The organism is Streptomyces sp. NPDC001828 (assembly GCF_042892175.1).
Classification (GTDB): domain Bacteria; phylum Actinomycetota; class Actinomycetes; order Streptomycetales; family Streptomycetaceae; genus Streptomyces.
On the sequence record NZ_JBIATV010000012.1, the window covers coordinates 67,047 to 90,998 of the forward strand.

22 protein-coding genes and 1 pseudogene are annotated in these 23,952 nt (G+C 71.6%); 11 read left to right on the forward strand and 12 right to left on the reverse strand.

Annotated elements, in window-relative coordinates:
- Positions 1–102 precede the first annotated feature (102 nt).
- The 3 genes from ACFYZA_RS29110 to ACFYZA_RS29120 form a co-directional block, all read right to left on the reverse strand.
- Positions 103–1,344 carry an MFS transporter gene (locus ACFYZA_RS29110; RefSeq protein ID WP_382594176.1) on the reverse strand — a complete coding sequence of 414 codons (1,242 nt, stop codon included), beginning with the start codon at positions 1,342–1,344 and terminating at the stop codon, positions 103–105.
- A gap of 197 nt (positions 1,345–1,541) precedes the next feature.
- Positions 1,542–2,573 carry a family 2 encapsulin nanocompartment cargo protein polyprenyl transferase gene (locus ACFYZA_RS29115; protein WP_388493589.1) on the reverse strand — a complete coding sequence of 344 codons (1,032 nt, stop codon included), beginning with the start codon at positions 2,571–2,573 and terminating at the stop codon, positions 1,542–1,544.
- Positions 2,574–2,649: 76 nt separating this feature from the next.
- Positions 2,650–4,047 carry a family 2B encapsulin nanocompartment shell protein gene (locus tag ACFYZA_RS29120; protein WP_382594170.1) on the reverse strand — a complete coding sequence of 466 codons (1,398 nt, stop codon included), beginning with the start codon at positions 4,045–4,047 and terminating at the stop codon, positions 2,650–2,652.
- A 249-nt stretch (positions 4,048–4,296) separates the two neighbouring features.
- Here ACFYZA_RS29120 and ACFYZA_RS29125 point away from each other — a divergent pair, with 249 nt between their 5' ends.
- The 4 genes from ACFYZA_RS29125 (at position 4,297) to ACFYZA_RS29140 (ending at position 7,663) form a co-directional block, all read left to right on the forward strand.
- On the forward strand, positions 4,297–4,740 hold the full coding sequence (locus ACFYZA_RS29125; protein WP_382594167.1) for an RrF2 family transcriptional regulator: 444 nt from the start codon (positions 4,297–4,299) through the stop codon (positions 4,738–4,740).
- 121 nt (positions 4,741–4,861) lie between these two features.
- Positions 4,862–6,052 (forward strand): globin domain-containing protein, encoded by a 1,191-nt coding sequence (locus ACFYZA_RS29130; RefSeq protein WP_388493592.1) that lies wholly within the window; start codon positions 4,862–4,864, stop codon positions 6,050–6,052.
- Positions 6,053–6,180: 128 nt separating this feature from the next.
- Positions 6,181–6,771 (forward strand): N-acetylmuramoyl-L-alanine amidase, encoded by a 591-nt coding sequence (locus ACFYZA_RS29135; protein WP_388493594.1) that lies wholly within the window; start codon positions 6,181–6,183, stop codon positions 6,769–6,771.
- Between the two features lie 10 nt (positions 6,772–6,781).
- Complete coding sequence (locus tag ACFYZA_RS29140; RefSeq protein WP_388493596.1) at positions 6,782–7,663, forward strand: 1-aminocyclopropane-1-carboxylate deaminase/D-cysteine desulfhydrase; 882 nt, start codon at positions 6,782–6,784, stop codon at positions 7,661–7,663.
- A 236-nt stretch (positions 7,664–7,899) separates the two neighbouring features.
- Here ACFYZA_RS29140 and ACFYZA_RS29145 read toward each other — a convergent pair whose 3' ends face one another.
- Positions 7,900–9,498, reverse strand: coding sequence for a Na+/H+ antiporter (locus tag ACFYZA_RS29145; protein ID WP_382594155.1), 1,599 nt, complete (start codon positions 9,496–9,498; stop codon positions 7,900–7,902).
- 56 nt (positions 9,499–9,554) lie between these two features.
- Here ACFYZA_RS29145 and ACFYZA_RS29150 point away from each other — a divergent pair, with 56 nt between their 5' ends.
- The 3 genes from ACFYZA_RS29150 (at position 9,555) to ACFYZA_RS29160 (ending at position 11,474) form a co-directional block, all read left to right on the forward strand.
- Complete coding sequence (locus tag ACFYZA_RS29150) at positions 9,555–9,815, forward strand: UBP-type zinc finger domain-containing protein (protein ID WP_100575047.1); 261 nt, start codon at positions 9,555–9,557, stop codon at positions 9,813–9,815.
- 298 nt (positions 9,816–10,113) lie between these two features.
- Positions 10,114–10,527, forward strand: a complete 414-nt coding sequence (locus tag ACFYZA_RS29155) for an anti-sigma regulatory factor (RefSeq protein ID WP_161258184.1) — start codon at positions 10,114–10,116, stop codon at positions 10,525–10,527.
- A gap of 14 nt (positions 10,528–10,541) precedes the next feature.
- Positions 10,542–11,474: an RNA polymerase sigma factor SigF gene (locus ACFYZA_RS29160; RefSeq protein ID WP_382594151.1), complete on the forward strand. Its 933-nt coding sequence runs from the start codon at positions 10,542–10,544 to the stop codon at positions 11,472–11,474.
- A gap of 36 nt (positions 11,475–11,510) precedes the next feature.
- Here the strand turns inward: ACFYZA_RS29160 and ACFYZA_RS29165 are convergent, their stop codons facing one another.
- Complete coding sequence (locus ACFYZA_RS29165; RefSeq protein WP_161258178.1) at positions 11,511–11,945, reverse strand: hypothetical protein; 435 nt, start codon at positions 11,943–11,945, stop codon at positions 11,511–11,513.
- 94 nt (positions 11,946–12,039) lie between these two features.
- On the opposite strand from ACFYZA_RS29165, the gene ACFYZA_RS29170 reads away from it, so the two are divergent.
- Positions 12,040–13,005: a diacylglycerol/lipid kinase family protein gene (locus ACFYZA_RS29170; protein WP_382594147.1), complete on the forward strand. Its 966-nt coding sequence runs from the start codon at positions 12,040–12,042 to the stop codon at positions 13,003–13,005.
- A 320-nt stretch (positions 13,006–13,325) separates the two neighbouring features.
- A complete protein-coding gene (locus ACFYZA_RS29175) occupies positions 13,326–13,583 on the forward strand; it encodes a WhiB family transcriptional regulator (RefSeq protein WP_004937597.1) in 258 nt (85 codons plus the stop codon).
- A gap of 182 nt (positions 13,584–13,765) precedes the next feature.
- Here ACFYZA_RS29175 and ACFYZA_RS29180 read toward each other — a convergent pair whose 3' ends face one another.
- Both ACFYZA_RS29180 and ACFYZA_RS29185 read right to left on the reverse strand, forming a co-directional pair.
- Entirely contained in the window at positions 13,766–15,232 is a 1,467-nt protein-coding gene (locus ACFYZA_RS29180) for a sensor histidine kinase (protein WP_382594337.1), read from the reverse strand.
- Positions 15,233–15,535: 303 nt separating this feature from the next.
- Positions 15,536–16,147: a TetR/AcrR family transcriptional regulator gene (locus ACFYZA_RS29185; RefSeq protein ID WP_388493599.1), complete on the reverse strand. Its 612-nt coding sequence runs from the start codon at positions 16,145–16,147 to the stop codon at positions 15,536–15,538.
- Positions 16,148–16,249: 102 nt separating this feature from the next.
- Between ACFYZA_RS29185 and ACFYZA_RS29190 the strand changes: the two genes are divergently transcribed.
- Together ACFYZA_RS29190 and nagB are read left to right on the forward strand one after the other, a co-directional pair.
- Positions 16,250–17,002 (forward strand): SDR family oxidoreductase, encoded by a 753-nt coding sequence (locus ACFYZA_RS29190; protein ID WP_388493601.1) that lies wholly within the window; start codon positions 16,250–16,252, stop codon positions 17,000–17,002.
- A 208-nt stretch (positions 17,003–17,210) separates the two neighbouring features.
- Entirely contained in the window at positions 17,211–17,996 is a 786-nt protein-coding gene (nagB, locus tag ACFYZA_RS29195) for a glucosamine-6-phosphate deaminase (RefSeq protein ID WP_382594138.1), read from the forward strand.
- Between the two features lie 579 nt (positions 17,997–18,575).
- Here the strand turns inward: nagB and ACFYZA_RS29200 are convergent.
- The 5 genes and pseudogenes from ACFYZA_RS29200 to ACFYZA_RS29220 form a co-directional block, all read right to left on the reverse strand.
- Complete coding sequence (locus tag ACFYZA_RS29200; RefSeq protein ID WP_388493603.1) at positions 18,576–19,751, reverse strand: MFS transporter; 1,176 nt, start codon at positions 19,749–19,751, stop codon at positions 18,576–18,578.
- Between the two features lie 7 nt (positions 19,752–19,758).
- A complete protein-coding gene (locus ACFYZA_RS29205) occupies positions 19,759–20,238 on the reverse strand; it encodes a GNAT family N-acetyltransferase (RefSeq protein WP_388493783.1) in 480 nt (159 codons plus the stop codon).
- 30 nt (positions 20,239–20,268) lie between these two features.
- Positions 20,269–21,450 (reverse strand): annotated as a pseudogene (locus ACFYZA_RS29210) (type III PLP-dependent enzyme); the annotation flags it as partial.
- On the reverse strand, positions 21,443–22,762 hold the full coding sequence (locus ACFYZA_RS29215; protein WP_388493605.1) for a DUF6271 family protein: 1,320 nt from the start codon (positions 22,760–22,762) through the stop codon (positions 21,443–21,445). The pseudogene ACFYZA_RS29210 and the gene ACFYZA_RS29215, both read right to left, overlap by 8 nt.
- Positions 22,744–23,829 carry a phytanoyl-CoA dioxygenase family protein gene (locus ACFYZA_RS29220; protein WP_388493606.1) on the reverse strand — a complete coding sequence of 362 codons (1,086 nt, stop codon included), beginning with the start codon at positions 23,827–23,829 and terminating at the stop codon, positions 22,744–22,746. The genes ACFYZA_RS29215 and ACFYZA_RS29220 overlap by 19 nt, the downstream gene beginning before the upstream one ends.
- Between the last annotated feature and the right edge of the window lie 123 nt (positions 23,830–23,952).

Genomic DNA, 23,952 nt, shown 5'->3' on the forward strand with positions numbered 1-23,952 from the left:
CGGCGCACCCTGCCGTTCGTCACAGGGGGTGACCGAAATGGGTGTTACCGCTTCCTTGCGCGCTTCGGCACGACCGCCCCGATGTCGAACGATCGGCGCCCCTCAACTCGACGCGGCCAAGGGCGAATTCACCACCGGTACGGAGCGGGACCGCTCGGCCCGACGGACCGCCGGCCCGAGTGCGAGGCCGGCGCCCAGGAAGAGGGCGCCGAGCAGCAGCCAGCCGGGCACTCCCCAGTCGATGACGAGCGCGGTGAGCAGCAGCGGTCCGAGCATCCTGGCCAGCGGCACGCCCATGCCGAAGAAGCCCTGGTACTGTCCCTGTTGGTCGGCCGGTGCCAGATCGAAGGCGATCTGCCAGGCGCCCGCGGACTGCATCATCTCGCCCGCCACCTGGAGCCCGCCCGCGACGAGCAGCACGGCCACGGAGACCCAGGCGGACGCCCCGGCGGCGCTGAGCGCGAACACCGCGCAGGAGGCCAGCATCAGGACCCCGCCGCGCGCCACGGTCCGCCGGGCGCCGGCCAGGTCGCGGACGGCGGAGGCGGTACGGACCTGGAAGAGCATCACGGCGCCGGTGTTGAGCACGAGCAGCGCGGACACCAGCCAGCCCGGGGCGTCGGTGCGGGTGACGGTCCACAGCGGTACGGCGAGGCTGATGAGCGGCATCCGCAGCAGGAGCAGGGTGTTGAGGAGGGTGATCACGGCGTAGGGGCGGTCGCGCAGCACGGCGAACCGCGGGCCCGCGCCGGGCGCGACGGCTCTGGGCGGCACCTGGGGCAGCCGGAGCAGGGCGAGCGCGCAGAGCAGGAAGGCCGCCGCGTCCAGGGCGAACACGGCGAGGTAGGCGGTGCGGGTGCCGTAGTGCAGGGCGACCCCGCCGAACGCCGCGCCGACGGCGAGCCCGGCGTTCAGCGTGGACTGGAGGTGCGCGAGGACGTGGGTGCGGTCCCGGCGGTCGACGAGCGCGGACAGGAGCGCCTGGCGGGCGGCGGAGAGCCCGGTCTGCGCGGTCGCGTAGCAGCAGGCGGCGAGGACGAAGGGGAGGAAGCCGCGGACGAACAGGAAGGACGCGACGGAGGCGCCCGTGGCCGCGGCGAGCAGGACGGCCACGGTGCGCGGGCCGCGCCGGTCGGCGAGCTGTCCGAGCGGGACCCCCGCCAGCGCGCCGACCGCCCAGGCGAGGGTCAGGCCGAGGCCGATGCGGGTGGCCGGCAGGCCGACGACGCGGCTGAAGTACAGCGCCGAGGTGACCAGGAAGGCCCCGTCGCCAAGGGAGTTGACGAGCTGGGCGGCGGCGAGTCCGCGAGCGGGGCCGGCGGGCGGCAGGAGGCGGGAGGTCATGTGCCCATCCAACCAAGCCGAATGGCCCAGGACTGGGGCCACTTGGACTCCCATTCGCTGGGCCACTTCGGGGTCCGTTCGGCGCTGCCGCCCGGCCCCTCGGCGGGCAGGCACGACCAGCCGCACTCGCCCGCCCTGCGCCTCTGCGGGCAGGCACGACCAGCCACGCGGCGTACCCACACCTCGGCGGGTACGGCTCAGCGGTTCCGGCGGGTCACGAACTCGGCCAGGGCGAGCAGTTCGCCCGCCGCTGCGAGGTCGGGCACGGCCCGCGAGAGGTGGTCGACGGCACGGGCCATCCGGTCCGCCGCGTGCATCTGGGCCCAGTCGCGGCCGCCCGCACGCTCCACCGCGTCCGCCGCCCTGCGGACCGCGTCGGCCCCCATCGGGCCCCGGTACAGCTCGGCCAGCTCGGTCGCCGCCGGGGTGCCCGAGTTGAGGGCGGCGACGACGGGCAGCGACTTCTTGTGCGCGGCGAGATCGGCGCCGGCGGGTTTGCCGGTGCGTCCCGGGTCGCCCCAGATCCCGATGAGGTCGTCGATGAGCTGGAAGGCGAGCCCGGCCTCCCGGCCGAACGCGTCCATCGCGGCCACCTCCTCCGGCCCCGCGCCCGCGTACAGCGCGCCGAGCGCGCAGGCGCAGCCCAGCAGGGCGCCGGTCTTCGCCATCGCCATGGCGAGGCACTCGTCGAGCGAGACGTCCTCGGGGCCGCGCCGCTCGAAGGCACAGTCGGCCTGCTGGCCCGCGCAGAGCTCGATGACACAGGCAGCGAGCCGGGCGGAGGCCGCGCCCGACGCCCGGTGGCCGTCCTCGGCGATCAGCCGCAGGGCGAGGGCGAACAGCGCGTCGCCGACGATGATGGCGTCCGGGGTGCCGAAGACGGTCCAGGCGGTCGGCCGGTGCCGCCGCGTGGCGTCCTCGTCGATGACGTCGTCGTGCAACAGCGTGAAGTTGTGGACGAGTTCGACGGCCGAGGCCGCCCGCACCGCGGCCTCCGGCCGGCCCCCGAGCGCCGTGCTGGCGGCGAGGACGAGGGCGGGGCGGATCGCCTTGCCCGACTGTCCGCCGGCCGGGGTCCCGTCCGCGTGCTCCCAGCCGAAGTGGTACATCGCCACCCGCCGCATGGACCCGGGCAACGACTCGACTGTGGAGCGTAGTTGGGGGTTGACGACGGTACGCGCCCGCTCAAGGAGGTCGCCGGCCTCGCGGCCCTCCATGGCTTCCGGCATGGCCAACTAGGGTGCCTTTCCTGAGAGTTGACGGCGGCTCCGGACGCGCCGGAAGGGGCGCGCCCGGACCGGAAGCTCACCGCCAGCGGCTGACCTCGACGTTCTCCAGGACGCCGAGCGCGTCGGGTACCAGGATCGCGGCCGAGTAGTAGGCCGTGACCAGGTACGAGATGATCGCCTGCTCGTCGATCCCCATGAAGCGGACCGACAGGCTCGGCTCGATCTCGTCCGGGATGCCGGACTGCTGGAGCCCGATCACACCCTGCTCGGCCTCGCCGGTACGCATGCAGATGATCGAGGTCGTCCGGGCGTCGCTGACCGGGATCTTGTTGCACGGGAAGATCGGCACCCCGCGCCAGGCGGGCACGTGGTGTCCGGCGACCTCCACCGACTCGGGCACCAGACCGCGCTTGTTGCACTCGCGCCCGAACGCGGCGATGGCGCGCGGGTGGGCGAGGAAGAGCTTGGAGCCGCGCCGCCGCGAGAGCAGCTCGTCCATGTCGTCGGGGCTCGGCACGCCGTCGTGCGGCTGGAGCCGCTGCTCGTAGTCGCAGTTGGTCAGGAGGCCGAACTCCCGGTTGTTGACGAGCTCGTGCTCCTGGCGCTCGCGCAGCGCCTCGACCGTGAGCCGCAACTGCTGCTCGGTCTGGTTCATCGGCTGGTTGTAGAGGTCGGCGACGCGGCTGTGGACCTTCAGGACGGTCTGCGCGACCGAGAGTTCGTACTCGCGGGGCGAGCCCTCGTAGTCGACGTAGGTGTGCGGGATGATCGCTTCGCCGACGTGGCCGGCGGAGAGGTCGATCGCGGCCTCACCGTAGTTGTTGGTGCGCTGCTCGGGCAGCAGCGAGACCGCCGCGAGGTGGTCGTGCAGCGACTCGGAGCGCTCGGCGAGGTTGAGCACGTCGGCCCGGCTCAGGGTCAGCACCGTGCACCCGGTGGTGGCGCGGAAGGTGCACTCCCAGACCGCGTCGCCGGAGACGAGCGCCTGCTCGCCGAAGTGCGCCCCGTCCGCGAGGAACCCGAGCTCCGTCTCGTCGCCGTACTGGCCGGTGCCGATCTTCTCGACGCGGCCGTGCGCGAGCAGGAACACCCGGTCGGTCACGTCGCCCGCGGTGGCGATGACCTCGCCGGCCGCGTATTCGCGCTGTTCGCATCGGTTGGCGAGCTCGCCGAGCGCCGCCTCGTCCTCGTAGTCCCGCAGCGCGGGCAGTTCGCCCAGCTCGGCGGGGATGACGGCGACCCGCTCACCGGTCTGGACGAAGGTGATCCTGCCGTCCCCCACCGAGTAGCTGAGGCGTCGGTTGACCCGGTACGTACCGCCCTGCACCTGCACCCAGGGCAGCATCCGCAGCAGCCACCGGGAGGTGATCTCCTGCATCTGCGGGGCGGACTTGGTGGTGGTCGCCAAGTTCCGCGCGGCGGCTGTGCCGAGACTCTGCTGGGTGCGGTTCTCGGGACCTGCCTCGACCGACATGTGACTCCTTCTGAGCGCTCTCACGATCTTCAAGCTGACTGCGCTGAGAACACTTCCAGCACGGAGAGTCCCCGCGCCATTACTCAAATGAGTGGGATTAGAACACCAGCTGGCCGGGCAGCCGCCACGAAGCGCTCGAACAGTCCCCGCGCGCCCCCTCGTTTCCGGCCGCGCACCGACGGGCCGACAACCGGCCCGCGACCGGATTCTTAATTTGCACCCTTGATGCACATTATCTACGCTGCCGCCATGCGGCTCACCCGATTCACCGACCTGGCCCTGCGGGTGCTGATGCGCCTCGCGGTCATCGAGAACGCGGCCGACCAGGCCCCGCCCACCACGCGGGAGGTGGCGGACGCGATGCGCATCCCGTACACGCACACCGCGAAGGTCGTCGCACGGCTCCAGCACCTGGGCCTCGTCGAGGCGCGGCGCGGCCGGGGCGGCGGGCTCGCGGTCACCGCGGCGGGCCATCTCGCCTCCGTGGGAAGCCTGGTGCGCGAGCTCGAAGGACCGGGCGACGTCGTGGAGTGCGAAGGGGCCACGCCCTGCCCGCTGGCCGCGGCCTGCCGTCTGCGCCGGGCCCTGCGCCGCGCGCAGGAGGCGTTCTACGACTCCCTCGACGAGCTCACCGTGGACGACCTGGTGACCGCGCCGACCGGCCCCCTCCTGCTCGGCATCACCAGCCGCTGACACTCCGTCACATACACGGCCGCGTCAGCCTTCCCTTTGACTTTAAATAAGCATCCATCATTCCAATTCAACAACCGCAGCCGCACCACGACCAGAGATATCGACCCAGAGGAGCCACTCGATGCTGTCCGAGAAGTCGACCGCGACCGTACGCGCCACCCTGCCCGCCGTCGGGGCGGCCATCGGCACCATCACCGAGCGGTTCTACGAGCGCCTCTTCGCGGCTCGTCCCGACCTCCTGCGCGACCTGTTCAACCGCGGCAACCAGGCGGCCGGCCTCCAGAAGCAGGCGCTCGCCGGCTCCATAGCGGCGTTCGCGACGCATCTGGTCGACCACCCCGACGACCGCCCCGACGTGATGCTGAACCGCATCGCCCACAAGCACGCCTCGCTCGGCGTCACCGCCGGCCAGTACGAGACCGTCCACCGGCACCTGTTCGCCGCGATCGCCGAGGTGCTCGGCGACGGGGTCACCGCCGAGGTCGCCGAGGCATGGGACGAGGTGTACTGGCTGATGGCGAACGCGCTGATCGCCATCGAGGCCCGGCTCTACGCGGAACGCGGCGTGCTCGCCGGGGACGTCTGGCGGGAGTGGACGGTGGCGGGCCGCACCGAGGAGACCGCCACCTGCGCCACCTTCCGGCTGCGCCCCGCCGACGGCGCCCCCGCCCCCGCCTTCCGGGCCGGCCAGTACGTCTCCGTCCAGGTCCAACTGCCCGACGGAGCACGCCAGATACGCCAGTACAGCCTGAGCTCGGCGCCCGGCGGCGAGCTCCGCTCGATCACCGTCAAGCGCGTCCAGGGCGAACCCGACGGCGAGGTTTCCGGCCACCTGCACACCCACCTGCGCGAAGGGGACCGGCTGCGCGTCTCGGCGCCGTACGGCGATCTCGTCCTCGACACGGGCGAGGCCCCGCTGCTGCTCGCGTCGGCCGGGATCGGCTGCACGCCGATGGTGTCGATGCTGGGGCAGCTGGCGGCCGCCGGGCACCGCGCCCCGGTGACCGTGGTGCACGCCGACCGCTCCCCCGGCGAGCACGCGCTGCGTGAGGCCCACACGGCCCTCACCGCCGAACTCCCGGACGCGGCAGCGCACTTCTGGTACGAGACGCCCGAGGCCGGCCACCCGGCCGAGCGCACGGGCCTGGTCGATCTCACGCACGTTCCGGTCGCTTCCGGCACCCGCGCCTACCTCTGCGGCCCGCTCCCGTTCATGCGCGCGGTCCGCACCCAGCTCCTCGCCAAGGGCGTCCGGGCGGCCGACGTCCACTACGAGGTGTTCGGCCCGGATCTGTGGCTGGCCCAGGACTGAGACGACCGGGCCGACCGGGCCGCGCTGTCCGGATCCACTCGCACGGCAAACCGAACAGATCGCCCCATAGCGGGAGTTGGGGTACAAGCGGTACGAGATATTCCGCACCGCTCTGGAAGGAGGCGGCCATGGCCCCACCCATGTCCGCAGACCAATTCCTCGCCGCCCTGCGCGCCGAGGGCCTCCGCGTCGTCGAGGTCGGCCAGTGGCGCACCCACAACCGGGCCGGCCACGGCGGCTGGGGCCCGGTCAACGGCGTCGTCATCCACCACACCGCCACCCGCGGCACCGACGCCACGGTCCGCCTCTGCTACGACGGCTACGACTCCCTGCCCGGCCCGCTCTGCCACGGGGTGATCGCCAAGGACGGCACGGTGCACCTCGTCGGCAACGGCCGCGCCAACCACGCCGGCGCGGGCGACGGCAACGTACTGCGCGCCGTGATCGCCGAGAAGCGGCTCCCGCCGCCGCTGACCAACGACACCGACGGGAACACCCACTTCTACGGCTTCGAGTGCGAGAACCTGGGCGACGGCAAGGACCCCTGGCCCGAGGCCCAGCTCGAAGCCGTCGAGAAGGCGGCCGCGGCCGTGTGCCGCCACTACGGCTGGACCGAACGCTCGGTCATCGGCCACAAGGAGTGGCAGGTCGGCAAGGTTGACCCGCGCGGCTTCACGATGGACTGGCTGCGGGAACGCGTGCACGAGCGACTGAAGTGACAATGGGCGCATGACCCCCGAAGCGCTCGCCCCCCGCCTCCCCTCGCCGCTGGAGGAGGTGGCGGACGAGCGCTTCGCGCGGTACGGGGTGCGGCTGCTGCTCAAACGGGACGACCTGATCCACCCCGATCTGGTCGGCAACAAATGGCGCAAGCTGGTGCCGAACCTGCGGGCCGCCGCCGGCCGCCCCGTCCTCACCTTCGGCGGCGCCTACTCCAACCACCTCCGCGCGACGGCGGCGGCGGGGCGGCTCCTCGGCCTCCCCACGATCGGCGTCGTACGGGGCGACGAACTGGCCGGCCGCCCGCTCAACGCGTCGCTCGCGCGGTGTGCGGCGGACGGCATGCGGCTCCACTTCGTCGACCGCGCGACCTACCGCCGCAAGTCCGACCCGGACGTCCTGGCGGACCTCCTGGCCCTCCTCTCCCCCCGCGCCTACGTCGTGCCGGAGGGGGGCAGCAACTCCCTTGCGGTACGGGGCTGTACGGAGCTGGGCGCGGAGCTGCGGGGCCGTACGGACGTGGCCGGGGTGGCCTGCGGAACCGGCGGCACCCTGGCGGGCCTGGCCGCCGGCCTCGCCCCCGGCCAGCGGGCGATCGGGGTGCCGGTCCTGAAGGGCGGCTTCCTCGACGCGGAGGTCCGCGCGCTCCAGCACTCCGCGTTCGGCGGCCCCCGGGGCGTCTGGGCCCTGGAGGACCGCTTCCACTTCGGCGGGTACGCGCGGGTTCCCCCCGAACTGGAGGCGTTCGCGCGGGACTTCGAGGACCGGCACGGGGTGGGGGTGGAGCGGGTGTATGTGGCGAAGGTGCTGTTCGCGCTGCGCGCGCTGGCGGAGGAGCGCGCGTTCGCGCCAGGCACGACCGTGACGGCGGTCATCACGGGGCGCCCGTAAGCTCCGCCGGGGCTCCGCCCCCGACCCCGCTTGATGGCCCCACCCCGCTGCTTTCGTCTGCGGACCGTGCGTGGCTGGTCGCGCAGTTCCCCGCGCCCCTAAATGCCTGGTGCGGGCCAGCACCGGAGCATTTCAGCCCGTCCGGCGTTTGAGGACGAGCGCCGTTCAGGCGCGAACGGGGGTGTGGGGGCGGAGCCCCCGCAGGGGGTCTGGGGCGGAGCCCCAGGGGGAGGGGGCTACGGTTCCGTGTCGCGGTAGGCCGCCGCTTCCTCCAGATCCAGCCTGCGCAGCAACGTCCGCATCATCTCGTCGTCAATACGGCGAGCATCCCGCAGGGACACGAACACCTTCCGCTCCGCCTCGATCATCTCCCGCGACAGCCGCCGGTACGTCGCGTCCGCCGACTCCCCCGTCACCTCGTTGACCGCCCCGAGCCGCTCCCACACCGCGTTCCGGCGCCGCTCCAGGACCGTCCGCAGCCGGTCCGCGAGCGGTGGCGGCAGCGTGCTGCGGGGGTCGGCGAGCAGCTCGTCGAGACGCGCCTCGGCCGCCTGGGACGCCTCGCTCTGGGCCTGCGCCTCGGCCAGCGTCTCGGCCTGTGTGTCCCGCCCGGGCAGCTTGAGCAGCCGGATCAGCGGCGGCAGGGTCAGCCCCTGCACGACCAGCGTGCCGATGACCGTGGTGAAGGTCAGGAACAGGACCAGGTTGCGCGCCGGGAAGGCCGAACCGTCCGCCGTCGTCAGCGGGATCGAGAAGGCGATGGCCAGCGAGACCACCCCGCGCATCCCGGCCCACCCCACGATCACCGGCGCCGTCCAGTCGGTGTCCGGCTCGCGCCGGCGGATCCGCTCGGACAGCACGCGCGGCAGGAACGTCGCCGGGAAGACCCAGACGAAGCGGGCCGCCACCACCAGCACGAACACCCCCAGCGCGTACCCGACCGCCTCGCCGACCCCGTACTCCCCAAGTCCCTTGAGAACCACCGGCATTTGCAGTCCGATCAGCGCGAACACCGCCGATTCGAGGAGGAAGGCGACCACCTTCCAGACCGCCTCCTCCTGGAGCCGGGTCGCGAAGTCCACCTGCCAGGAGCGGTGGCCGAGGTAGAGGGCCACGACCACCACGGCCAGCACCCCGGACGCCCCGACCTGCTCCGCCGCCGCGTACGCGACGAACGGGATGAGCAGCGACAACGTGTTCTGCAGCAGCGCCTCGTGGAGGTGGCGGCGCAGCCAGTGGATCGGCAGCATCAGGACGAGCCCCACCCCGACCCCGCCGATCGAGGCGAGCGCGAACTCCTCGACCCCGCCGGCCCAGGTGGCCCCCGCCCCGACGGCGGCCGCGAGCGCCACCTTGTACGCGGTGATCGCGGTCGCGTCGTTCACGAGCGACTCGCCCTGCAGGATCGTGGTGATGCGGCTGGGCAGCCGCAGCCGGCGCGCGATGGCGGTGGCGGCGACCGCGTCCGGCGGCGCGATCACCGCGCCGAGCACGAGAGCCGCCGTCAGCGGCAGGTCGGGCACCAGGAGGTAGGCGAGGTAGCCCACGGCCACCGTCGCGAACAGCGTGTACCCGACCGAAAGCAGCGCCACCGGGCGCAGGTTGGCCCGCAGGTCGAGGTAGGAGCTCTCCAGGGCGGCCGTGTGCAGCAGCGGCGGCAGCACGAGGGGCAGCACGATGTGCGGGTCGAGGGTGTAGGCGGGCACCCCGGGCACGTACGCCCCGATCAGGCCGACCGCCACCAGGAGCAGCGGCGCGGGCACCGGCGTCCTGCGGGCGGCCCCCGCGACCGCGGCACTCGCCGCGATCAGCGCCACCAGCGGCAATGCGTCCATCAGATCCGCCCGTCCCCGTCCACCAGCGCCCCGCGCTCCGTCGTAACCTGGCCATCATGAGCGAGTGCCCGCACGTTGCAGAACTGCCGCGCCCCGAGCCGGCCCCGCTGAACGACACCTGTCCGGAGTGTCTCAAGGACGGTACGCACCCCGTACAACTGCGTCTGTGTCTGGTCTGCGGTCACGTGGGCTGCTGCGACTCCTCGCCGCACCAGCACGCCACGGGCCACTTCAAGGAGACCGGCCACGCGGTGATGCGGACCTTCGAGCCCGGCGAGAGCTGGCGCTGGTGTTTCGTGGACGGCCTGCTGGTGTGAGAGTGACCTCCCGCACTCCACGTCCGATGCGTACGGGACGCACGGGAAGGTTCGAAGCCCTCGGCACCTGGGTACGTCAACCCGGTCCCGCTTCACAGCAATTGGGCACTGCAAACCTCTAGCCACTGTCCGTACTCATAGGCTTACCATGAGTGACAGCCGCCGGGAGAGCTTCCGGCGACAGGGCACCATGGATCGCGATAGCGTCGCCAGTCCAGGTACGGACCCCGTACCCACGGCCCCGGGACCTCCCCCCTCCTCGGGCCTCGATAGAGCTTGTGCCACCTTGGAGGTGAGGGTGTCCCAGATCGCAGGCGAGCCCGGGAATCAGGACTTCGTGGAAGTCCGGCTGCCGGCCGCGGGTGCCTACCTGTCGGTGCTGCGTACGGCCACGGCCGGACTCGCGGCACGTTTGGACTTCACCCTCGACGAGATCGAGGACCTGCGCATCGCGGTCGACGAGGCCTGCGCGATCCTGCTCCAGCAGGCCGTTCCAGGTTCCGTACTGAGCTGCGTCTTCCGCCTCGTGGACGACTCGCTGGAGGTCACCGTCTCGGCGCCGACCACCGACGGGCGGGCCCCGGAGCGCGACACCTTCGCGTGGACGGTGCTCTCCGCCCTGGCCGGAAAGGTGGAATCCACCGTGGCCGAGGACCGTACGGTCTCCATCAGCCTGTACAAACAGCGCGGCGCGGGACCCGGACCGGCGTGAGCGGGGAGGGTCCGGTGCGGGACGACGAGCGCACTCCGGAAGCGGTACGCCCGGTGGGCATCCCGGAGCAGCAGGCCCGGCCGCACCCGGTGGACAGCCCTGTGGATGGCCCAGATGGCGTTTTGTACGCGGCGGAGCAGGCAGAGCGGGCGGCCCTTATGAGCGAGCACATCGAGCACAGGCATCACGATCCACACGATCGCAGCGGGGCGCGGGCGATGTTCATCGAGCTGCGCAAGCTGCCCGACGGCTCGTCCGAGAAGGCCGAGCTGCGCAATCAGCTGGTACGGATGCACCTGCCGCTGGTCGAGCACCTGGCCCGGCGCTTCCGCAACCGTGGCGAGCCCCTCGACGACCTGACCCAGGTCGCCACGATCGGCCTGATCAAGTCGGTGGACCGGTTCGACCCCGAGCGGGGCGTGGAGTTCTCGACGTACGCGACGCCCACCGTGGTCGGCGAGATCAAGCGGCACTTCCGCGACAAGGGCTGGGCGGTGCGGGTGCCGCGCCGGCTCCAGGAGCTGCGCCTCGCGCTCACCACGGCGACGGCGGAGCTGTCCCAGCAGCACGGCCGCTCGCCGACGGTGCACGAACTGGCGGAGCGGCTCGGCATCTCGGAGGAAGAGGTCCTGGAGGGCCTGGAGTCGGCCAACGCCTATTCCACGCTGTCCCTGGACGTGCCGGACACGGACGACGAGTCGCCGGCGGTCGCGGACACCCTGGGCTCCGAGGACGAGGCGCTCGAAGGCGTCGAGTACCGCGAGTCCCTCAAGCCGCTGCTCGAGGACCTGCCGCCACGGGAGAAGCGGATCCTGTTGCTCCGGTTCTTCGGGAACATGACCCAGTCGCAGATCGCGCAGGAGGTCGGCATCTCGCAGATGCACGTCTCGCGGCTGCTCGCCCGCACGCTGGCGCAGCTGCGGGAGAAGCTCCTCGTGGAGGAGTAGCCGGGGTCCGGGGCGCGTCCTGGGACCCTTCCCCGGTTACGCGTCCCGCATCGGCCCGCGGATGCCCAGCGCCTCAGTGGTGGCGGGGTTCACCAGGAGCACGAGACCGGTGATGGCGACCGCGGCGAGCGCGATGCCGGCCGGGATCCAGGGGGCGCCGTCGGAGTTGAGGAACATCCAGGCCACCGGCAGCGCCATGATCTGGGTGATCATCGCGGGGCCCCGGCTCCAGCTGCGGCGGCGCAGCAGTCCGCGGGCGGCGATCAGCGGGATCAGGCCGAGGACCACCAGGGTCAGGCCGCCCATTTCGGCCTGGGTGGGCTTGTCGGGCTTGCCGGTCAGGCCCATCACGAGCATGAAGAGGCCACCGGCGACCAGGGCGAGGCCTTCCAGCGCGGACAGCGCCGCCGCGGCGGTCAGCCGGCCGGGGCGCGGTTCGGCGGGGGCTTCGGGGGTCTGCTCAGTACTCACCCGGCCAGGGTAGCCCGGGCGCGGGGGCCCGCCCCGGGCTGGGCGGTCCGGCCCAGGTGCGCCTCGGTACCCCCCGGTAGGTAGTCTGGCGCCCATGCGTGCACTTCTCGTGGTCAATCCGGCGGCTACCACCACCAGTGCGCGCACGCGTGACGTCCTCATCCACGCGCTGGCCAGCGAGATGAAGCTGGAGGCGGTCACCACCGAGTACCGCGGTCACGCGAAGGATCTCGGCCGGCGGGCCGCCGAGAGCAGTGACATCGATCTCGTGGTGGCGCTCGGCGGCGACGGCACGGTCAACGAGGTCGTGAACGGTCTGCTGCACAACGGGCCGAGCCCCGAACTCCCCGAATTCGCCGTGGTTCCCGGCGGTTCGACGAATGTGTTCGCGCGGGCCCTCGGACTGCCCAATGACGCTGTGGAGTCGACCGGTGTCATTCTCGACGCGCTGCGCGAGAACCGGAGCCGGACGGTGAGCCTGGGTCTCGCCTCCGGGGTGCCGGGCAGCGTCGACGAGGGCGTGCCGGAACGCTGGTTCACTTTCTGTGCCGGGTTCGGATTCGACGCGGGTGTGGTCGGCCGGGTCGAACAGCAGCGGGAGCGCGGAAAGCGCTCCACGCACGCGCTCTATTTGCGCCAGGTGGCGCGCCAGTTCTTCGGCGAGCCCCACCGCAGACACGGCCAGATCACGCTGGAGCGGCCGGGCGCCGACCCCGTCGAGGATCTGGTGCTCTCGATAGTCTGCAACACCTCCCCCTATACCTACCTGGGCAATCGTCCGCTGTACGCGTCCCCCGAGGCCTCCTTCGAGGCGGCCCTCGACGTCCTCGCCCTGACGAAGATGACCACGCCGTCGGCGACCCGTTACGCGACCCAGCTGCTCACTTCGACCCCCGACCGGGGTCCGCACGGCAAGCACGCCGTATCACTGCACGACCTGACGGACTTCACCTTGCATTCCAAGGCCCCGCTCCCCTTCCAGATGGACGGCGACCACCTGGGTCTGCGTACGAGCGTGGCGTTCACAGGCGTACGCCGTGCACTGCGTGTGATTGTGTGAGTGGAAGGGCCTAAAGTCCTTTCACTCGAACGTTTAGGCTGGCATCCACCCCATGGAAGTACGACTGTGACCCAGTCGACACCGAGGAATCCAAAAAAACTTTCCTGAAGGGGTTGTATCCGCCGCCGAGGTTTGCGAATCTCTACATGGCGATCGGGACGGCCCGCAACACCGGCCTCCACTGAAAGCCAGAACCCCTCCTCAATCAAGGACCACCACCAGTCCAACTGGAAGATGGCCCTTCCCTTGTTGAGGGATTCGTGAAAGCGTTCACATTCACAAGCACCCCCCTGCACGTAACACCAAGAGAGGTAGCAGCCATGGACTGGCGTCACAACGCCGTTTGTCGTGAGGAAGACCCCGAGCTGTTCTTCCCCATCGGCAACACCGGTCCTGCGCTGCTGCAGATCGAGGAAGCCAAGGCCGTCTGCCGCCGCTGCCCCGTCATGGAGCAGTGCCTGCAGTGGGCGCTCGAGTCCGGCCAGGACTCCGGCGTCTGGGGTGGCCTCAGCGAGGACGAGCGCCGCGCGATGAAGCGCCGCGCCGCTCGCAACCGGGCGCGCAACGCGACCGCCTGAGCCCCCACTTCCCGCCTTAGCAACGCGCGGCGCGTACAGAGCGTACGCACTCACCGCCCCCCGAGCCGCAGCGCGCAGCAGTAACCCACACAGCATTCGAGCCCCGAACCGTGTCTCATGGTTCGGGGCTCGCTGCTGTCCGCACGCCGTCGGCGTGTACGCCCCCGGGTGCGGGGTAACCGCTACTTCTCGGGGCCCACCGGGATGTCGAGCACGACCTTCGTGCCGCGGTCGGGCGCCGGGACCATGTCGAAGCCTCCGCCCAACTCGCCTTCCACCAGCGTCCGTACGATCTGCAGACCCAGGTTGCCGGTGCGCTGGGCGTCGAATCCCTCGGGCAGTCCCCGGCCGTCGTCCCGCACGGTGATCAGCAGCCGGGACTCCTCGCGGGTGCCGCCGCGCAGCGCCGACACCTCCACCGAACCCTGCTCCCCCGGCGCGAACGCGTGCTCAAGGGCGTTCTGCAAGACCTCGGTCAGGACCATGGCCAGCGGGGTGGCGACCTCGGCGTCGAGTATGCCGAAGCGGCCGGTGCGGCGGCAGTTGACCTTGCCGGGCGAGATCTCGGCCACCATGGCGAGGACCCGGTCGGCGATCTCGTCGAACTCGACGCGCTCGTCCAGGTTCTGGGAGAGCGTCTCGTGCACGATGGCGATCGAACCGACGCGCCGCACCGCCTCGTTGAGGGCCTCGCGGCCCTGGTCGGAGTCCATCCGGCGGGCCTGGAGGCGGAGCAGGGCGGCGACCGTCTGGAGGTTGTTCTTCACCCGGTGGTGGATCTCCCGGATGGTGGCGTCCTTGGTGATCAACTCCCGCTCGCGGCGGCGCAGTTCGGTCACATCGCGAAGCAGTACGAGCGAGCCGATGCGCGTTCCCTTGGGCTTCAGCGGGATGGCGCGCAGCTGGATCACCCCGTCGTTGCCCTCGACCTCGGCCTCCCTCGGCGCGTATCCGCTGGCGAGTTTGACGATGGCCTCGTCGACCGGGCCACGGGCCGGCGCGAGGTCGGAGGTCAGCTGGCCGAGGTGCTGGCCGACGAGGTCGGAGGCGAGACCGAGCCGGTGGTAGGCGGAGAGCGCGTTGGGCGAGGCGTACTGGACGATGCCGTCCGCGTCCAGCCTGAGCAGACCGTCACCGGCGCGCGGCGAGGCGTCCATGTCGACCTGCTGACCGGGGAACGGGAAGGACCCGGCGGCGATCATCTGCGCGAGGTCGGACGCGGACTGGAGGTAGGTCAGCTCCAGGCGCGAGGGCGTACGGACCGTGAGCAGGTTGGTGTTGCGGGCGATGACGCCGAGGACGCGCCCTTCCCGGCGGACCGGGATCGACTCGACGCGGACCGGGACCTCCTCGCGCCACTCCGGGTCGCCCTCGCGCACGATGCGGCCCTCGTCGAGCGCGGCGTCGAGCAGCGGCCGCCGGCCGCGCGGCACCAGGTGGCCGACCATGTCGTCCTGGTAGGAGGTGGGGCCGGTGTTGGGCCGCATCTGCGCGACCGACACATAGCGCGTGCCGTCCAGGGTGGGCACCCACAGGACCAGGTCGGCGAAGGAGAGGTCGGAGAGCAGCTGCCACTCCGAGACCAGCAGATGGAGCCACTCGAGGTCGGACTCACTCAGAGCGGTGTGCTGGCGTACGAGGTCGTTCATGGAGGGCACGCTGTGAGCGTACCTGCGTACAAGGGCAAAAAATGACTGCGGGCCGCGGCGCCAGGACGGGACCCTCAGCCCGTCCGGGCACCGCAGCCCGGTTGCCGGCCGGCGGGTGTGCGGTCCCTCCGGCCTTCAAGAGAGGTCACGGCGCGGTCAGGGCAGAGAGCGCCGGGGCCTCGGTCCCGCCCGCCTGTGCGGGGTGGGCGGAAGCTCGGTGTGTTCATTGTGGACTAGACCATTCTGCCATGTCCATCCATCTGCACCCCGCAATATTCCGCGCCCGCCGGGCTCCCGCAACCCTCAGCGCCGCCCGGTCCGCTCCACGGGCCAGGCCAGCATGGCGGCCTCGGCGACGGCTTCGAGCTCGGCACGGCCGGCCCCGTCGCGCGCCTGCTGGGACATGCCCTGGAAGACGGCCCCGCTGAAGCGGGCGAGCGCGCGGGCATCGGTGCCTTCGGGCAGGTGCCCGGCGGCGATGTCCGCGGCGATCCGGCTCTCGATCGCGGCCAGATTCGCGTTCCGCTGCTCGCGCAGGCCGTCGCTGACGGCCTCGGTGGTGCAGTTGGCCGCCGCGCTGATGACCAGGCAGCCGTAGGGGTGGGCGGGGTCGGTGAACTCGGCGGCGGCCTCGCGCAGCAGGCGGGCGACGGCCCGGCGCGCGGTCGGCTCCTCGGTGAGGGCCCGGGTCGCGAAGGCGCCGTGGGTCGCTCCGTAGGCGCTCAGGACCTCCTCGAACAGGGCCCGCTTGTCGCCGAAGGCGGCGTAGAGGCTGGGCGCGCCGATGCCCATGGCCCGGGTCAGATCGGCGACGGACGTCACCTCGTAGCCGTGCCGCCAGAACTCCATCGTGGCCTGCTCCAGGGCCTTGTCCCGGTCGAAGGAGCGGGGGCGCCCGCGCTGTTTCGTCGCCATGTCCGGATCCTATCGCGTTTCTGTAGCGCCCACTAAAGAATGTGCTACGTTTCTTTCCGTAGCGACCGCTACAGAAATCTTCGGGGTGGAAGGGGCGCGGCCATGGGCTCGCTCGACGGAAAGACGGCACTGGTCACGGGCGGCAGCAGGGGCATAGGGCGAGCCATCGCCGAGCGGCTCGGCCGGGACGGGGCGCGGGTGGCCGTGCACTACGGAACGAACGAGGCGGCCGCCAAGGAGACGGTCGGGGCCATCGAGGCGGCGGGCGGCTCGGCCTTCGCGGTCGGCCAGGAACTGGGGGTACCGGGCGACGCGGCCGCCCTGTGGGAGGCCTTCGACCGGCAGGCCGACGGGGTCGACATCCTGGTGAACAACGCCGGGATCGGGCAGCCCCTGCCGTTCGGCGAGGTCACCGAGGAGGCGTACGACCGCATCTTCGGCGTCAACGCCAAGGCGCCGTTCTTCGTGGCCCAGCTCGGTCTGGCCCGGCTGCGCGACAACGGGCGGATCGTCAACATCTCCAGCGGGCTCTCCCGGGCCGCGATGATGCCGGACCAGATCACCTACGCCATGACCAAGGGCTCGCTCGACGTGCTCACCCGCTATCTGTCCAAGGTCGTCGGGGCACGGGGAATCACGGTCAACGCGGTCGCGCCCGGCATCATCGACACGGACATCAACGCGCACTGGCTGCGCGCCGACGAAGAGGCCCGGGCGCAGGCGGCCGCGTACTCGGTGTTCGGCCGGGTCGGCGAGGGGTCCGACATCGCGGACGTCGTGGCGTTCCTCGCCTCGGACGACGGGCGCTGGATCACCGGCCAGTGGCTGGACGCGACCGGAGGCTCGCTCGCCTAGGACCCGCTCGCCCGGGTTCCGGCACCGCGGCGGGGACGCGGCGGGGACATGTTCCATGCCTCCGAATGGCCGTCTTCGTATGCGTTCCGGCAACCCGGGCGGTCGACGATGGGAGCGGGCGCGAGCCTGCGCCTCGGGGCCACCACTCTGCTAGATTGGTCTATACCACGCCCGTTGTAGTTTCACGTCTCCAGATCGGCAGGCCCACGTGGAAGTTGTCATCGTCCCGGACGCCAAGGCAGGCGGCGAGCTCATCGCGGAGTCGATCGCCGCCCTGTGGCGCCGCAAGCCCGACGCGCTGCTCGGCGTGGCCACCGGCTCCACCCCGATTCCGATCTACGACGCCCTGACCGCGAAGGTCACCGCCGGTGACGTGGATGTCTCGCGGGCCCGTGTGTGCCAGCTCGACGAATACGTCGGGCTGCCCGCCGGGCACCCCGAGTCCTACCGCGCCACCGTCATCCGCCAGGTCGTCGAGCCGCTCGGGCTCGGTGCGGACTCCTTCATCGGGCCGGACGGTTCGGCCGAGGACGTCCAGGCCGCGTGCGAGGCGTACGACCTGGCGCTGGCCTCGGCCGGCGGCGTCGACCTCCAGATCCTGGGCATCGGCACCGACGGGCACATCGGCTTCAACGAGCCCTGCTCCTCGATCGCCTCGCGCACCCGGATCAAGACGCTGACCGAGCAGACCCGGGTCGACAACGCGCGCTTCTTCGACGACGACATCGACCAGGTGCCGCACCACGTGATCACCCAGGGCATCGGCACGATCCTGGAGGCCCGGCACCTGGTGCTGCTCGCCACCGGCGAGGGCAAGGCCGAGGCGGTCGCGCAGACCGTCGAGGGGCCCATCGCCGCAGTGGTGCCCGCGTCGGCGCTCCAGCTGCACCAGCACGCGACGGTCGTCGTGGACGAGGCGGCGGCGTCGAAGCTGAAGCTTGCCCCGTACTTCCGGCACACCTTCGCGAACAAGCCGGTGTGGCAGGGCCTCTAGCCCCCGGGCGCGGGCCCGCGTGCCGGCCGGCGGGTAGCCGTCTGCGCAGTTCCCCGCGCCCCTGAAACCGCACGCGCTACGCGCGGAGTCCGATGTCGACTGCGGGCCGCAGGGGGCTGGTCGCGCAGTTCCCCGCGCCCCTAGGGGTTTGCGGCGAGCCCCTCGAAGAGGTGCGAGGAACTGCCCGACCGGCCCACGAAGTGACGCCCCCCAGGGGACGCGGGCAACTGCGCCACCAGCCCAGGACGGGCCGCGGCCAAACCACAAACCCGGCCCACCTCCAAGGGGCGCGACCAGCCCACGACAGGCCGCAGCCAAACCACAGCAGAACGACCCCCAGGGGCGCGGGGAACGGCGCGACCAGCCCACGACAGGCCGCAGCCAAACCTCAAACCCGACCCACCCCCCAGGGGCGCGGGGAACTGCGCGACCAGCCCGCGACGGGCCGCTGCCGGGCCGTTCCCAGGGGGCCGGGGGCCTGGCAGGCCCACCGAGGCCCGGTCGGCGGGGCGGGAGTGGGCGTGCCCCGGGTACGCCCGCCGGGCCGGGCGTGCCCGGGACCGCAGACCGGCGGAGCCGCTACGCGTCGGTCAGTACCGGGAAGCGGATCCGGGTGCTGCACACCGCGACGACCAGGGCCGAGACGGCCACCGCCCCCATCCCCCACGCCAAACTCGTGCCGTTCGCGATGAAGCCGATCACCGCGGGCCCCGCCAGCAGACCCGTCGTGCCCATCGCCGCGACCAGGGCCAGCGCGTCCGAGCCCTGGCGGGCCGCCGCCACGTACACGCACGGCGTCACCGCCGCGATGCCGAGCCCGACGCAGGCGAAGCCGAGCAGCGCCGGGACCACCCCGCCGGCCAGCAGGGCCAGCGCCAGGCCCGTGCCGGCCAGCACGCTGCCGACCCGCACGATCCGGTCGTCGCCCCACTTGGTGCGCCAGCCGTCGGCGAAGAGGCGGGCGAGCACCATCATCACGGACACCACGGCGATGCCCAGCGGCGCCAGTTCCGCCGCCGCGCCCGCCGTGTCCTTCAGGTAGAGCGCCGACCAGTCGTTCATGGCGCCCTCGGTCACCGTGCCGAACGCCATCGCGAGACCCATCCAGATCGTCACCCGGGTCGGCAGGGTCAACCCCTTCCGCTTTGGCGCCGCGTCCGCCAACTCATCGACAGAGGAGGCACTTTGATCCTCCGTCAGCAACCCCCCGCTCGCCCCCAGGACCAGCACCGCGAGCAGCGCCGTGGCCGTGACGAAGTGGGCCGGCAGGGCCGAGGACAGGGAGGTCACGCCCGAAGCGAGCAGCGCGGCGAACAGCGAACCCGCGCTGAACGTCGCGTGCATCCTGGCCATCGTGGTCCGCTGGTACTTCACCTCCAGCGCGGCCGCCTGCGCGTTCATCGCGACGTTCAGACACCCGACCGCGATCCCGTCGCAGCAGACGATGAGCAGGGTGACCGGATAGTTCGGCGTGACCGACAGAGCGAGCAGGACCACGCCGAGCCCGAGGGCGGACAGGATCGCGAGCCGGCGCGAGCCGAGCCGCCGGGTGAGGACCGCCACCAGTGGGAACGAGATGGCGGCCCCCGCCCCGCAGACCATGAGGAGCAGGCCGAGCTCCGCCTCGGACAGGTCGAGCCTCGTCTTCAGCGCGGGAATCCGCGAGACCCAGGTGGCGTACTGGAATCCGAGGCAGCAGAACAGCGCCGCGATCGCCACCTGTGACCGCCGGTATTCATCGCGAAGGCGATACATGCGAATTTCAGCCTACTTCCATGGACATGTACATCGCGTTCGTGCCGTAGCTCTCCGGCAGTTCGACCTCGGGGTGGGCGTGGTAGCCCAGTCGCGCCCAGAGGACATGGGCGCCCCTGACGGCCACCAGGGAGATGCGCTCGTAGCCCAACTCCCTGGCGGTGTCCAGGAGATGGGTGAGCAGCCGGGGCCCGAGGCCCCGGCCGCGCAGGTCCTCGGCGACGACCAGGTCGTGCGCGTGGAGGTTGCGGGAGGGGTGGCCCGACTCCTCGGCGCGGCTCAGGTCCGGGCTGGCGAAGGGCGGGTAGGGCAGGGCGAGCAGATAGCCGCCGACTCGGCCCGCCTCTTCGATGACGAAGCAAGTCCCCTCGAAATAGCGGGACTTGAGGGCCTCGCGGCCCTCCGACAGGCCGTCGTCGGTGTAGGCGCCCGCCTCCAGGGCCACGATGGCGTCCCAGTCGTGCTCGGCCAGCGGCCGGATGAGCACGTCCGTGTCCGGCCGGAGCCGGGTGTCCGACGCAGGCGTCCGCTCCGCACCTCCGACGCAGGTGTACGGCAGCGGGTCGAAGCCGTTGAAGCCCTGGGTGGTGTAGCCGACGGCGTACGCGCCGCAGGAGTGGATCCAGACCGGATCGCCGGAGGCCGCCCGGGCGGGGACCCGGACGAACCCGGACTCGTGGTCGTAGGAGTCGTCGCTGTCGCAGGTCGGACCCGCGATCACGGCCGGGACGTGGCGGTCCTCGGCGTGGCCCGGGAACTCCAGGCGGTACTGCAACTCGTCCATCTCGTACAGGCCGTTGAACTTGCCGCAGCTCAGGTACAGCCAGTTCTGCCGCTCGCCGTCGCGCTGGCGGCGGGTGGAGAGGCGGGAGACGCGGGCGCGGATCGCGCCGTGGTCGGCGACCAGGTGGCGGCCGGGCTCCATGAGGAACGTCAGCGGCGAGGCCGACTCCTCGCGCAGGCGCTGCATGCCCTCGCGGAGCACGGCGAACATCTTGTCCAGCGGCGGCTCCAGCGGCCGGCCCCGCTTGTCGAGGCAGCCGAGGGCGGGCAGGCCGCCGCCGAGGTTGATGTGATCGAGCAGGATGCCGCGCCCGTTGAGGACGCCCACCAGGTCCGCGAGCTCGTCGAGCGCGCCCTGCCAGGCCTCCGAGGTCATCTGCTGCGAGCCGACGTGCACGGAGAGCCCCGAGGGGGTCAGGCCCGCGTCGCGCGCGGCTTCCAGGACGCGTACGGCGTCGTCGGCCGAGCAGCCGAACTTCTGGCTGAGGCCCCACAGAGCCCCCTCGCCGCTGGTGGCGAGACGGCAGAACACCCGTGATCCCGGGGCGTGTTGGGCGATGGCCGCGACGTCTTCGACGCTGTCGGTCGCGAAGTCGCGGATGCCCATCCGGTAGGCGTCGGCGATGTTCTCGTCCGACTTGATCGTGTTGCCGTAGTGGATCCGGCCGGCCGGCACGCCCGTCCCCAGGGCCTGCTCGATCTCGCGGGGGCTGGCCGCGTCGAAGCCCGCGCCCTGTCGGGCCAGGGCGTCGAGCACCTCGTCCACCGGGCACGCCTTCATGGCGAAGCGGACCGCGATGCCGGGGAGTTCGCGCAGCAGCGCCGCGTACTGGGCCTCGATCCCGCCGAGGTCGAAGAAGATCCGGTCGTCGGTGGCGGCGGCCAGGGCCGCTCGCAGGGCCGCGCTCTCAGGCATCGTCGACACCCCGGGCCGGGCTCTCGGATCTGCTGGCCGTCACCAGCGCGCCCCATTCCTCGATGAGCAGCGCGAAGTCCTCGATGTCGGCCTGCGCCTCGTCGAGCAGCCGCTCGCGCAGCGGCGCGATGTGGTCGGCGAACTCCGCGTATTTGCCGCCCAGTTGGCGATAACAGCGGTCGAGGACGTCGAGCCTGCGGACGTTCTCGGCCCGGTCCGCGCCCGCGCTGCGCCCGGCGAGCTCGGCGATGGCGGCCGCGCGTACGTGGTGGTTCTCGTCGAGCAGCGCTCCGCGCGCCTCCTCCATCGCCGTGTAGACGGGGTAGAGGTAGAGCATCGACAGGAGGAACTTGGTGAACCGCAGCTGGTAGGCGGTGAACCCGGATCCCGTGCGGCGCTCCGGGGTGTAGTAGTTCACGATGTTCCGGTTGTGCACCACGCCGGGCAGCGTCGCGTCGCGGACCAGGTGCAGCAGGAAGTAGTCGCTGCCGATGGTGCTGGTCGCGGGCGGCAGCGGCACGCGTTCGTAGACCTCGTGGTCGAGGCCTATGTTGCACATGTCGATGCGCCAGATGTCGGGGGCGCCGAGCGTGGACTCGTCGTGGGTGAACGGGTCGGTGCCGGCCCCGACGAACGACTCGTCGACCAGCTCGCGCCGCTCGTCGGAGGTGGCCCCGGCCTCGGCCCACAGGCCGACGACCTCGTAGTAGACCGCCGGGTCCAGGTCGCGTATCTCGCCGATGTCCACCGACAGCTCGCCCACGAAGGAACTGCCCACCAGGGAGACGGGCTTGTAGACGTCGGCCGGGTCGAGCCGGGTGCGGGTGACGTCGGGCACCGCGTCCACCGCGCGCTTGCCGAGCGAGAGGAGCTCGTGGTGAACGGGGTAGACGGGTTCGCCGTCCAGGACCTGGTAGTCGCTGTCGGAGTCCCGGCGGTGCACGGACGCGCAGCCGAGCGCGCTCGCGATCAGGAAGGCCCGGTTGGTGCAGGCCCCGTACGACACGTCGGCCGGCAGCATCAGGTCGAGCATCAGCTCGGGCTTGGTGACCCCGGCGCGCTCGATGACGCGCTGAAGGAAGTCCCGCTGCCGCGCCTCGTCGAGGTGGTGCACGAAGATGCGCTCGTTGGGCTCCAACTGGCTCATCGCCAAGGCGTGTTCGGCACGTATGGACTCCGCGCAGGAGTCCAGGATCAGCAGATGCACCTCGACGTCGAAGTGCTGGACGGCGTACGCGGCCTCTGCGCCGAGCGCCGTGATCGTGGCGGCGCAGGGCCGGTTGGTGGGCAGGGTCAGGCAGATTTTGCGCATGACTGATCTCCGGTCGGCCGCTCGGTGTCCTGCCCGGCCGCGTCCTGTCCGCTCCAGGATTCGAGGCCGAGCAGTTTCGCGCCGAGGTCGTTCAGGGTGGCGGTGGGATACCTGAGGGACTCGTGCCGCCGGGCGTCGCCGACCAGCGTCTTGTTCCAGTCCGGGGTGCTGAGGCTGCGCCAGGATTCGACGCGGGACTTGCGCACCTCCTGGTCCGACTCCAGGGCGGGCATCATCGAGAGGTACTGGACCGCGCGGACACCGTTGTCAGAGGTGTTCCGGGCCACGCCGTGCGCGAGCAGGCCGTTCCAGATCAGCAGGTCACCGGCCTTGAGCTGGGGCCGGATGACGGGGAACTCGGAGCGGTCGGCGTTGGGCCTGATGGGGTCCCGGTCGGCGGGCTGAGCGGTCTTCCACTCCTCGAAGCGGCGGAACAGCTCGGGCGAACACTGGAAGCCGCCGTGGTCGTCCTGGGTGTCGTTGAGCGCGATGATCCCCTGCACGCGCTGCGGCAGCACGCCGAGGGTGGTGTCGACGTCCCAGTGCAGCTCGATGTCGAAGCCCTTGTCGGTGGGCTCGATCAGCGCGCGGTCGCGGTCCTTGATGTTGGGCGGGTTCAGGTTGAGCCGGTCGAGGGTGACCCAGAGCTCCTCGCAGTCCCAGACGTCGGCGAACGCGTCGTAGACCCGCTGCGCCTGGCGGCTGTCCCACAGGAGCTGGTGGTGGTAGGCCTCGACGAAGCCGTAGACGTGCAGGTGCTGTTCGAGCTCGGTGGCGAACTCGCGGTCATCGGAGTACCAGGTCTCGGGCCGTTCGGGGTCCAGGCCCTGGAAGTCCCAGGTGAAGTCGAGCAGGCGCCGGGCGGCGTCCGCCGGGATCGCCTCCTTCACGACGACGTAGCCGTACGTCTGCCAGAACGCGAAGTCCTCCTCGGACAGGACGCGCAGCGGACGCGACTTCTCGATGTCCCGCAGCGGGGTGCGGGCGAGGTAGGTCTCGCCGCCGTCCGAGCTGAAGTAGGGGACGTCCGAGGCGGCTCGGTAGAGATATCGGTCGGGGGCCGGCATGCGATCGCTCCAGGGTCGGGATGGTCGGTGGCTGAGCGGGTCCCCCGGCCGGCACAGGGAGGCGGCCCGGGCGCGGGCGTGCCGAGGGCGGGGGCGGGAAGGGGGCGGCCGCCGGAGCGGATC